The following is a 10,915-nucleotide window of genomic DNA, read 5'->3' as shown; positions in this document are numbered from 1 at the left end:
GCGGTGACGCAGTTGCTGATGCCAGGGCCGTTCTGGCCGATGACCACGCCGTGGCGGCCCGAGACGCGGGCATAGCCATCGGCCATGTGCCCTGCGCCTTGCTCGTGCACCACGGGGATCAGGCGGATGCCGGCGGGGGCGAAGATGTCCATGGCGTCCATGAAGGCCGAACCCATGATGCCGAACATGTCGGTGACGCCGTTGGCGGCGAGGGTCTCGACAAAGGCTTCCGACGGAGTCATCTCCTGCGGGCCGGTGGTGGCGGGCAGCGCGCTGGTCTTGAGGGCTTCAGGCAGGTGTTCACTCATGGTGTGTCTCCGGTCTAGTTATCAAAACGGAACTAAGCGTCCCGAAAAGTGTTTGTTGAGTGAAATGTAGGTCGGCCCGCGTCGAAGGTCAATAGGTGATTTCAATAAACGAGATGATTTGTATCTAAAATTGAAACTGCTCTATCATGGCTGAAAGGGCGGCGCCCAAAGGAGACCAACGTGATGGATATCGTGACTGGCAAACCGGACAAGATGGTCGCGGTGCGCACCCTGTTTGGCATCGACTCCGGCCTGATGGTGCCGGCATTCAGCGAGCGCGACGATCACGTGCCGGAGATCGACGAGGCCTACCGCTTCAACCCGGAAGTGACGCTGGCGATTCTTGCCGGCTTTACGCGGGATCGCCGCGTGATGGTGCAGGGGCTGCACGGCACCGGCAAGTCGACCCATATCGAGCAGGTGGCGGCGCGCCTGAACTGGCCTTGCGTGCGCGTGAACCTCGACGGCCATATCAGCCGGCTGGACCTGGTCGGCAAGGACGCCATCGTGGTGCGCGACGGCCGCCAGGTCACCGAATTCCAGGAAGGGATCGTGCCGTGGGCGCTGCAGCGCCCGGTGGCGCTGATCTTTGACGAATACGATGCGGGCCGCCCCGATGTGATGTTCGTGATCCAGCGCATGCTGGAGCGCGACGGCAAGTTCACGCTGCTCGACCAGAACCGCGTGATCCATCCCCATCCGTCGTTCCGCATGTTCGCCACCACCAACACGGTGGGGCTCGGCAACCTGAACGGCCTGTACCACGGCACCCAGATGCTGAACCACGCGCAGATGGACCGCTGGAACGTGGTCGCCACGCTCAACTACCTGCCGCGCGCGGAAGAGGCCGGCATCGTGCTGGCCCGCGTGCCGGAGCTGGCCGATGACGCCGGCCGTGCGCTGATCGAGTCGATGGTGAGCGTGGCCGAGCTCACGCGCAAGGGCTTTGCCACGGGCGACCTGTCCACGCTGATGTCGCCGCGCACGGTGATCAGCTGGGCGGAGAACTGCCAGATCTTCCGCGATCCGGCGCTGGCGTTCCGGCTGAGCTTTCTCAACAAATGCGATGACGCAGAGCGCCCGATCGTGGGCGAGTACTTCCAGCGCTGCTTTGGCCGGGAGGTGGAAGCCGCGCGCAACGGTGTGCCGGAGCCGCGCTGATGACGACGGACCGGCAGGCAGCCCGCCGCGGCCAGCAGCGCGAGGCCCTGTGCGCGGCGGCGGTGCGCGCCCTCACCGGCGACGGCGCGCTGCATTACCGCGATGGCCGCCTGTGCCGCGATCTGCGGCCACTGCCGCTGCATGAGCCGCATCTGCGCACCGACCCGCAGGCGGACGATTTTGCGTCCCTGCGCGGCGCTGCCGATGGCGCGGCGTTGCGGCTTGCGCATTCCAACGCGGATCTGCACAAGCAGTTGTGCCCGGCAGATCCGGTGGAACGGCTGGTATTCGAACTGCTGGAACAACTGCGCTGCGAATCCCGGCTGCCCGCCGGCATGCCCGGCCTGGCGCAGAACCTGCGCCACCGCTTCGAGGCCTGGTCCCGCGCGTTCCATCGCAGCGGCCTGGCCGAGAGCCACCTCGGCATCCTGCTGTACACCGTGGCGCAGATCGCATGGTCGCGCCTGTCCGGCTGGCCAGTGCTGGAGGACACCGAAGACCTGATCGAAGCCACGCGCGCGGCCATCGTGCCGGCGCTCGGCGTGTCGCTGGCGGGCTTGCGCCGGCACCGTGCGGAGCAGGGCGCATTCGCCGTCCATGCCCTCGAACTGGCTCGGCTGGTGGGCGAGATGCTGCGCGCAAACCACCCGGGCGGCGCGCAAGGCGATGCCGAAGACGCGGAAGACAACGAAGCCGTGCGCGTGGCGTTCTCACTAGCGCTCGGCTTCGAGGACGATGAGGTCGAAGCCATGGCCATGGCCGCCACCGGCAACAGCCGCGTGCTGCACGCATCCGACCACGGCTACCGCGCCTACGCCACGCGCTACGACCGGGAAATCGCCCCCGGCACGCTGGTGCGCAACGATCTGCTGGCGGAATATCGCGAACGCCTGGACCGGCGCATCGCCGAACAAGGCATCAACGTGGCAAGGCTGGCGCGCGCGCTTACGGCATCGCTCGCCGTGCCGCAGCGCGATGGCTGGTCCTTCGGCGAGGAAGACGGCCGCATAGACGGCCGGCGCCTCGCGCAACTGGTCAGCTCGCCGGCCGAGCGCCGGCTGTTCCGGCAAGAGCGGCACCGGCTGCAGGCGGATTGCGCGGTGAGCTTCCTGATCGATTGCTCGGGCTCGATGAAAGCGCATATCGAGCCGGTCGCCATGATGGTCGACATCCTCACCCGCGCGCTCGACCAGGCCGGCGTGGCCAGCGAGGTGCTGGGCTTCACCACCGGCGCGTGGAATGGCGGCCGCGCCCGGCTCGACTGGCTGGCCCGGGGCCGCCCCGCGCATCCCGGCCGGCTCAATGAAACCTGCCACATGGTGTTCAAGGACGCCGCCACAAGCTGGCGGCGGGCCCGTGCCAGCATCGCCGCGCTGTTCAAGGCCGACCTGTTCCGCGAAGGCGTGGACGGCGAGGCGGTCGACTGGGCCTGCGCGCGGTTGCTGGCCCGCGCCGAGGCCCGCCGGATCCTGATCGTGATCTCGGACGGCAGCCCGATGGACAGCGCCACGGGGCAAGCCAACGATGCGTTTTACCTGGACAACCACCTGAAGGAAGTGGTGGCGCGGCATGAAACGCTGCGCGACGTGGAGGTGCTGGGGCTTGGCGTGGGGCTGGACCTGAGTCCGTATTACCGCCGCAACCTGGCGCTGGACTTGTCGGTGCCGATGGACATGCCGGTGTTCGGGGAGATTGTGGGGTGGATTGGGGGGAGGCGGTGATTGGCCTCCCCGCAGCCGAGCCGCCGCGGCTTGGCTCCCCTTAGCCGAGCCAACCCTTGATGGTTGCCGCCATGACGTTGGTCGAAATGCCGTAGCGATCATGCAGCGTAGGCAATGCCCCGGCGTCGAGGAACGCATCCGGAAGGCCAATCTGCCGGAATGGCGCGCTAACGCCCGCGCGCATCAGCGCGGCCGCCACGCCTTCGCCAAGGCCACCGATCACCGTGTGGTTCTCGGCAACAACGATGAGCCGGCCAGAGCGTCTTGCCTCGCGCACGATGGCCTCGGTGTCAAGGGGCTTGATCGTCGGCACGTGCAGCACAGCCGTGCCGATGCGATCCGCCTCCAGCGCCTTGGCCACTTCGAGCGCGCGCATCGTCATGATGCCCGACGAAATCACCAGCACCTCCGCGCCGTCGCGCAGCAGCTTTGCCTTGCCTAGCTCAAAGCGATAGTCATATTCATCGAGCACCACGGGAACGTTGCCGCGCAGCAGCCGCGCGTAGACAGGGCCGCGATGCGCCGCGATGGCCGGCACCATTTGCTCGATGTCCAGCGCGTCGCACGGATCGATGACGGTCATGTTTGGCATCGCGCGCATCAACGCCAGGTCCTCGGCAGCCTGATGGCTTGGCCCGTAGCCTGTCGTCAGGCCGGGCAGCGCGCAGACGATCTTCACGTCCAGGTTGTCTTCGGCGATGGCCTGGTGCATGAAGTCATAGGCGCGGCGCGTGGCAAACACCGCGTACGTGGTGACAAAGGGTTGTGCCCCCTCGTGCGCAAGGCCGGCGGCGGCGCCCATCAGCAACTGCTCGGCCATGCCCATCTGGTAGTAGCGCTCGGGGAACGCCTTCGCAAAGAGATGCAGGTCGGTGTACTTGCCGAGGTCCGCCGTCATGCCGATGACGTCGGGCTTGTTGCGGGCCAGTTCCACCAGCGCGTGTCCGAACGGGGCAGGGCGCGTCGCCTGGCCCTCTGCGGCTATCGATGCGATCATGGCTGACGTCTTCAGACGCGGCTTGTTCAAGGTTGCGTTGCTCATGCTTGCCTCCCGGCTTCCAGTGCCTCCAGCGCGAGCTGCCACTCGTGGGCGTCGACGCGGATAAAGTGGTTCTTCTCGCGTTGTTCCAGGAAAGGAACGCCGCAGCCCATGCGCGTATCGCAGACAATCATGCGGGGCTGCGCGCCCGGATGCGACCGCGCCGCGTCGAATGCCGCCGCAACCGCCGCGATATCGTTGCCATCGACGCGCTGCGTGAACCAGCCGAACGCCTCCAGCTTTTCCACCAGCGGCTCGAACGCCATGATCTGCGTCGATGGCCCGTCGGCCTGCTGGTTGTTGACGTCGACAATGGCGATGAGGTTGTCCAGCTTCCAGTGGCTCGCCGACATGATCCCTTCCCAGATCGCGCCTTCATCCAGTTCGCCATCGGAGAACAGCGTATAGACGAAGGCATCGGAGCCCTTGCGCTTGAGGCCAAGGCAACGGCCAACGGCAATCGTCAGGCCTTGTCCCAGGGATCCGCCAGACATCTCCATGCCTGGCGTATAACTTGCCATGCCTGACATCGGCAGGCGGCTATCGTCGCTGCCATACGTCTCCAGTTCGTCCGCTGGCAGGATGCCTGCTTCGAACAAGGCGGCGTACAGGGCAATGGCGTAGTGCCCGTTGGACAGGAGGAAGCGATCGCGCCCCTCCCACTCCGGATCTTCCGGCCGGTAGCGCATGGCGCCGAAGTACGCGACGGCAAGGACGTCCGCAATGTCGAGTGCTTGCCCGATATAGCCCTGGCCCTGCACTTCACCCATCAACAGGGCATTCCTGCGGATGCGATAGGCGCGCTCTGGCAATGGCACGGGCGCGTCGGATGATGATGCATTCATGTTCGTCTCCTGCTTGTATCTGTATCTGTTGGTCAAGGGGAAGTTTCAACGGTTGACGGTCCTTGCCGGGACAAGGAAGACCAGCGACGCGCCAAGAACGATGGCAACCGAGATGAAGATCAGGCCGGCCGTGGATTTGCCGGTCAGGTCATTGAGCCAGCCTACGATGGCCGGGGAAAAGAAGCCGGCCAGGTTGGCAAAGCAATTGACCGCGGCGATCCCGGCAGCTGCCGACATGCCGCCCAGCAGCGCGGTGGGCAATGCCCAGAACTGCGATGATGAAGTCAGGATGCCCGCTGCGGCGATGCTCAGGCAGACGATCGAAGCCGCGACGCTGCCAAGCAGGGGAAGCGTCGCAAAGGCAGCTGCCGCCACCAGCATCGGGATCGCCAGGTGCAGGCGCCGCTCGCGGTGGCGGTCGGCGCTCATGCCGACCAACGGCAGCGCGATGATCGCGCACAGGTACGGCAAGGCGGTGAGGATGCCAACCCACAGCGGATCCGCGACACCGGCCTTCCTGACGATGGTGGGCAGCCAGAACGTCAAGCCATACTGGCCGAGCACGACGCAGAAGTAGATGGCCGCCATCAGCCAGAGCCGGCGATCGGCGATGAACGCGCGCGTCGACAAGTGCATGACCTTCTGCGCGTTGTCGCCGGCAATGTTCCGCGCAAGCAGTGCCTTTTCTGCCTGGGTGAGCCACTTGGCGCTCTGGATGCCGTTGTCAAGGTAGAGCAGGATGGCTACGCCGAGAAAGAGCGAGGGCAGTGCTTCCAGCATGAACAACCACTTCCACCCGGCCAGGTCCAGCACACCGTGGAACGCATGCATGATGTAGCCGGAGAGCGGGCCGCCCACGATGCCGGCCAGCGGTATGGCCATGAAGAACATCGATAACGCCTTGGCCCGCCGTTCCGAAGGGAACCAATAGGTCATGTAAAGAATGACCCCAGGCGCAAATCCGGCCTCCGCCACGCCTAGCAGGAAACGCAACACGTAAAAGGAGGTGGGAGTGCTGACAAACGCAAAGCTCGCCGAGATCACAGCCCACGTCAGCATGATGCGCGCGAGCCAGTTGCGCGCGCCCACCTTATGCAGAATCATGTTGCTCGGGACTTCGAAGATGAAATACCCAAGAAAGAAGATGCCGGCGCCCAGGCCATAGATCGTTTCGCTGAAGCGCAGGTCGTTAAGCATCTGCAGCTTGGCGAACCCCACGTTGACCCGGTCCAGGTAGGCGCCGAGATAGCAGAGCATGAGGAACGGTATCAGGCGCCGTACCACTTTTGCGTAGGTCTTCGATTCGAAGGTGGCGGCATCCGCGTGCGCCACCACATCGCCCGCGACGGGCGAAGCGTACTTGGTCTTCATGGTGTCTCCTGCCATGCGCCCCGGTTTTGCCCGGGTGCGCTGATTGTTCGGCCCGATGTTCCGCCCGTTGAAGGCGGCAGCCGATGGACGATCAGTGAATCAGCATCCCGCCATTGACGTCGAGCGTGATGCCCGTCAGGTAGCCGGACAGGTCGCTGATCAGGAAGAGGCAAGCGTTGGCCACGTCGGCAGCGTCGCCCAGGCGGCCCAGCGGAATCCCCTTGATGATGTCGGCGCGCATTTCCACCGTGAGCTTGTCGCCGGTGATGTCGGTCTGGATCAGGCCCGGCGTGATGGAGTTGACGCGAATGTTGTCGCCACCGAATTCGCGGGCCATGGCACGCGCCAGGCCAAGCACGCCCGCTTTCGCCGCGCTGTAGTGCGGACCACCGAAGATGCCGCCGCCACGTTGCGCCGACACCGACGACATGCAAACGATGCTGCCGCGCTTTTGCTCCTTCATTTGCGGGAGGACGGCCTGTGACATGTAGAGGGTGCCGCGCAGGTTCACATCGACGACGGCATCGAAGTTGGCGGGCTGGATGTCCAGCGTCCGTACCGGTTGGGTAATGCCGGCGTTGTTGACCAGGCCATCGATCCGGCCGTATTTTTCCAGGGTAGCCTGTGCCGCACGCTGGCAGGCCTCCCGGTCTGTCACATCGCATGCGATGCCGAGATGGCCTTCGCCAAGTTCCAGCGCTGCCCGTTCGGCGTCTGCCTGCTGCAGGTCCAGCACCACCACCTTGGCGCCTTGCGCGGCAAGGGCGCTTGCCGTTGCCCTGCCGATGCCGCGCGGGGATGCGGCGCCGGTTACGATCACGACTTTGTTCTCGAGCATCATGTCTGTCTCCTGACTGTTGAAATGATGGCTTGAGTGTCGTGCCTGGCGAGGTGCGGATCAACGCAGTCCGCCTCAGCTATTGCTGAGAAATTTTCAGATGAGGGATTCGATTCCGGGAGGCGAGGCTATGGTGCGATGCACAATAAAGGCAGCCCAGAAGGCAATCCATAAGGCAATCCCTAGGCCACAAACATGCCTCAGGTCTACTTCAATTCGCGGTCGATCCAGTCGAGAAACCGCTGTACGCGGGGCAGATCCGCATTCTGCGATGGGCAGACAATGTGGTGTCCGCCTACCTCGACCGCATAGGTCTGGTCAAAGACCGGCACCAGCGTGCCCTTGCTGATATGGACGGACGCCAGCAGCATGCTTTCCAGTGCAACGCCAATGCCCAAGGCCGCGGTCTCCAGCGACATGTACGAGCGGTCAAAGGAAAAGTCGAATGCCTGGTGCTCAGCGCAGACGCCGAACCTGGCGAACCACTGCTGCCACTGGACAAGCGGCGTCTCGGAGAAAACCAGGCGCTGGCCCAGCAGGTCAGCGGGCGTGCGGATAGGGTGCCTGGCAAGGTACTCGGGAGAGGCCAGCGGCGCGATGAACTCGTTGCGCAGTGTCTTGACCTGGAGGTCGCGCCAGTGCGCATAGCCGTAGCGGATATCGACGTCGTAGTAGCCGCTGGTGAAGGAGACATCCTCGTAGGAGCAGGCGATATTCAGCTGGATGTCGCCATTGTCGGCCTGGAACGATTTCAGCCGCGGCAGCAGCCACATCAGGCCGAAGCTCGGGCTCGAATGCACCCTGAGTATCTCGACCTCAGCCTGGCTCGATGCGCGCTCGGTGGCGCGGTTCAGTTCCGCAAGCGATCCCGTCACGTCGCGCAGGTATTGCTCGCCGACTGGCGTGAGAACCAGGCCCCGCCCCTGCCGGACGAAGAGCGGCTGGCCAATGATGGTCTCGAGGTTGGCAATCTGATGGCTCACCGCTGAGGCGGTCAGGCCCAGTTCCTCGGACGCCCGGCTTACGCTTTTCGTTCTCGCGACGCTCTCGAACGCGATGATCGACTTCAGCGGCGGAATGCGCATGTCTGGCTCTCTGGTAACGCCGATAGGACGATTGGACGACTGGATGATCAAAGGCATGTCGTCGCCGCCAGCCTCGGCCGGCCGGGTGATCGGCACGCGCCCGAGGCCTGGCAGGGCGCGCCAGGCGCGCTGGACTACAGCGCTGCCTTGGCGGGTTCCGCGATGATCATATCGTATGGGGCAGCCGTTGGCCCGAGGGCGCGTTGTGGCCTGCCTGCATGCGGGCCGCGGAATCAATCGAAAATCCGTCCCGGATTCAGCGTATTGCCGGGGTCCGGTACCTGCTTGAGGTAAACGCAAAAACGGCTTAGAGACCAAAAATCTCTAAGCCGTTGGTTTGCTACTCGTATCAGGTGGTGCGGCTGGCAGGATTCGAACCCACGACCCCTTGGTTCGTAGCCAAGTACTCTATCCAACTGAGCTACAGCCGCACGCGAGGGCAGGACTGTATCGCACCTGGCGAAAAATACAAGGGGGTTTGCAGATAAAAATGGGCACTACCCCAAAGTAGCGAGCTAAGTTACCAGCTCAATCAGCCCCGGCAGCATCAGGTATCCCCCAATCACCACCAGCACCCCAAATGCAATCCGCCGCGTTGCCACCGCCGACAGCGGTGGCGGATACCGCCGGGCCGCAATCGTGGTCAACGCCACAACCGGCACGGCAAGCGCGGCCTGCACCCAGATATCGGCACTCAGTTGCCCCTGCCACGCACTGAACAATGTGCGCGTGACCGAGGTCGCCGTGAACACGAGAATCAGCGCGCAGCGGATCTCCACCAGCGAGAGCGGCTGGCGATAGAACTGAAAAACCAGCGGCGGCCCGGACACGCCGAACATGCCGCTAAGCAACCCGCCAAAAATGCCGCTCACAAAGAAGCTGCGATCACCGGAGCGCCGCAGCAGTGGGGCAGGGCGCAGCGCCGCGCTAAGGCCGCCGTACAGCACCACCGCGCCCAGCAGCATTTGCAGGACGCCGGCGGCGGCGCTGCTCAGGTAGTCGAGGATCAGCACGCCAACCACCACCGAGGGCAGAATGCCGAGCGTGGCCGCGCCCACAGCGCGCCAGTCGATGTGATGCAGCTTGCCGGGCAGCGCCACGGCGCTGTTGGCGAGTGTCACCAGGCTCACCAGCGTGGCGACGGTGGCCACCGGCGCGAGGTCCAGCCCGCTGGTCGCGCCCATCACGATCATGCCCAGGCCAAAGCCGGTCACCGTCTGGAAGTAGCTTGCCGCGCCCATCAGCGCGAGCAGCGGCAGCAGGTGGCCTGCGGTCATGGCTGGCACGCGGCCATCGGGGCTTGCGTCTGGCCCTGCGCGGCGGCCTGTGCTTGCACCGCGGTGACGGCGATCACATAGAACACATCGTCGGCGCTGCAGCCGCGCGACAGATCGTTGGCCGGTTTCTGCAGCCCTTGCAGCAAGGGCCCGATGGCCTTGGCGCCGCCCACGCGCTCGGCCAGCTTGTAGCCGATATTGCCGGCTTCCAGGCTGGGAAAGACCAGTACATTGGCGCGGCCCTCCACCTTGGAGTGCTCGATCTTCTTCCTGGCGATCTCGGCAACGATGGCGGCATCGAGCTGCACGTCGCCATCGATGGCCAGTGCCGGGCGCTGCGCCTGCACCAGGCGCGTGGCTTCCACCACTTTGTCGACCGCGGCATGCCGGGCGCTGCCGCTGGTGGAGAACGACAGCATGGCTACGCGCGGCGCATCCATCAGCAGGTTTTGCGCGCTGTCGGCCGCGGCCATCGCGATCTCGGCCAGCGCAAAGGCGTCGGGGTCCACCACCAGCCCGCAATCGGAAAAAATCAGGCCGCCCTTCAAGGCATGGAACGGCTCGCACAGCATCATCAGGAAGAAGCTCGATACCAGCTTGAACGCCGGGTGAATGCCGATGACCTGGATGGCGGTGCGCACCACGTCGGCGGTGGTGTGCACGGCGCCGGCCACCGAGCCGTCCGCGTGGCCCAGGCGCACCATCAGGTTGGCGAAGCACAGGGGCTTGAGCACTTCGCGCCTGGCGTCTTCCAGCGTCATGCCTTTTTTGGCGCGCAGGGCGAACAGCTTTTGCGCGAGGGACGGTGTGAGCGCGGAGGTGGCGGGGTCGGTCAGGTCCATGCCGGCAAGGTCGATGGCCTCGCTGGCGGCCGCCTGGCGGACGCGCGTGGCATCACCCACCAGCACGATGCTCGCTATGCCCTCGCGGGTCGCGCGTTGCGCGGCCTGCAGGATGCGCGGGTCTTCGGCCTCGCACAGCACGATGCGCCGGGGTTGCGCGCGGGCGCGCTCGATGATGCGGTTGATCGCTTTCATGATGGGGTTCGCTCAGAATGAAGATGGCCGGAAGCAGCGGACGCCGCTTCCGGCCAAACGCCCGCTGACTCACTGGCTCAAACGTAGTCCTTGTACTTGTCGAGCATGCGCACGGGCTTGGCCAGCGCATCGCGGCGGAACGGGTCGCCGAGCTCACGGGTGCACATGATCTCGATGATGGTGGTCTTGCCGTGGTTCATTTGCAGGTCGATGGCGCGCTTGAGTGCCGGGCC

General features: G+C 64.9%; 10 protein-coding genes and 1 tRNA gene. 2 read left to right on the top strand and 9 right to left on the bottom strand.

Annotated features, from left to right (window positions below; translation table 11 throughout):
• Window positions 1–308: thiamine pyrophosphate-binding protein (locus tag ACGLHR_RS48240; RefSeq protein ID WP_400102818.1), on the bottom strand; the 308-nt coding region annotated here is incomplete at its 3' end.
• Between the two features lie 183 nt (window positions 309–491).
• On the opposite strand from ACGLHR_RS48240, the gene ACGLHR_RS48235 reads away from it, so the two are divergent.
• Both ACGLHR_RS48235 and ACGLHR_RS48230 read left to right on the top strand, forming a co-directional pair.
• Window positions 492–1,469 carry an AAA family ATPase gene (locus ACGLHR_RS48235; protein WP_400102817.1) on the top strand — a complete coding sequence of 326 codons (978 nt, stop codon included), beginning with the start codon at window positions 492–494 and terminating at the stop codon, window positions 1,467–1,469.
• The gene (locus ACGLHR_RS48230) at window positions 1,469–3,190 is read left to right on the top strand and encodes a cobalt chelatase (protein WP_400102816.1); all 1,722 of its coding nucleotides are present in this window, start codon (window positions 1,469–1,471) and stop codon (window positions 3,188–3,190) included. The genes ACGLHR_RS48235 and ACGLHR_RS48230 overlap by 1 nt, the downstream gene beginning before the upstream one ends.
• 40 nt (window positions 3,191–3,230) lie before the next feature.
• Here ACGLHR_RS48230 and ACGLHR_RS48225 read toward each other — a convergent pair whose 3' ends face one another.
• From ACGLHR_RS48225 to pta, 8 genes are all read right to left on the bottom strand, one after another.
• Window positions 3,231–4,232: a transketolase family protein gene (locus tag ACGLHR_RS48225; RefSeq protein ID WP_400102815.1), complete on the bottom strand. Its 1,002-nt coding sequence runs from the start codon at window positions 4,230–4,232 to the stop codon at window positions 3,231–3,233.
• A complete protein-coding gene (locus ACGLHR_RS48220) occupies window positions 4,229–5,074 on the bottom strand; it encodes a transketolase (RefSeq protein ID WP_400102814.1) in 846 nt (281 codons plus the stop codon). Before ACGLHR_RS48220 ends, ACGLHR_RS48225 begins: the two co-directional genes overlap by 4 nt.
• 45 nt (window positions 5,075–5,119) lie before the next feature.
• Window positions 5,120–6,445 carry an MFS transporter gene (locus ACGLHR_RS48215; protein WP_400102813.1) on the bottom strand — a complete coding sequence of 442 codons (1,326 nt, stop codon included), beginning with the start codon at window positions 6,443–6,445 and terminating at the stop codon, window positions 5,120–5,122.
• A gap of 91 nt (window positions 6,446–6,536) precedes the next feature.
• Window positions 6,537–7,286 carry an SDR family NAD(P)-dependent oxidoreductase gene (locus ACGLHR_RS48210; RefSeq protein ID WP_400102812.1) on the bottom strand — a complete coding sequence of 250 codons (750 nt, stop codon included), beginning with the start codon at window positions 7,284–7,286 and terminating at the stop codon, window positions 6,537–6,539.
• Window positions 7,287–7,489: 203 nt separating this feature from the next.
• Window positions 7,490–8,368 carry a LysR substrate-binding domain-containing protein gene (locus ACGLHR_RS48205; protein WP_400102819.1) on the bottom strand — a complete coding sequence of 293 codons (879 nt, stop codon included), beginning with the start codon at window positions 8,366–8,368 and terminating at the stop codon, window positions 7,490–7,492.
• Between the two features lie 354 nt (window positions 8,369–8,722).
• Window positions 8,723–8,799 (bottom strand) — tRNA-Arg (locus ACGLHR_RS48200).
• An 84-nt stretch (window positions 8,800–8,883) separates the two neighbouring features.
• Window positions 8,884–9,645: a TSUP family transporter gene (locus ACGLHR_RS48195; RefSeq protein WP_400102811.1), complete on the bottom strand. Its 762-nt coding sequence runs from the start codon at window positions 9,643–9,645 to the stop codon at window positions 8,884–8,886.
• Window positions 9,642–10,682, bottom strand: a complete 1,041-nt coding sequence (gene pta, locus ACGLHR_RS48190) for a phosphate acetyltransferase (RefSeq protein WP_400102810.1) — start codon at window positions 10,680–10,682, stop codon at window positions 9,642–9,644. The genes ACGLHR_RS48195 and pta overlap by 4 nt, the downstream gene beginning before the upstream one ends.
• Window positions 10,683–10,915: the final 233 nt, after the last annotated feature.

The sequence above is a fragment of the Cupriavidus sp. CuC1 genome (assembly GCF_044627735.1).
Lineage (GTDB): Bacteria > Pseudomonadota > Gammaproteobacteria > Burkholderiales > Burkholderiaceae > Cupriavidus > Cupriavidus ulmosensis.
This window is presented reverse-complemented; position numbering and strand designations above follow the sequence as displayed.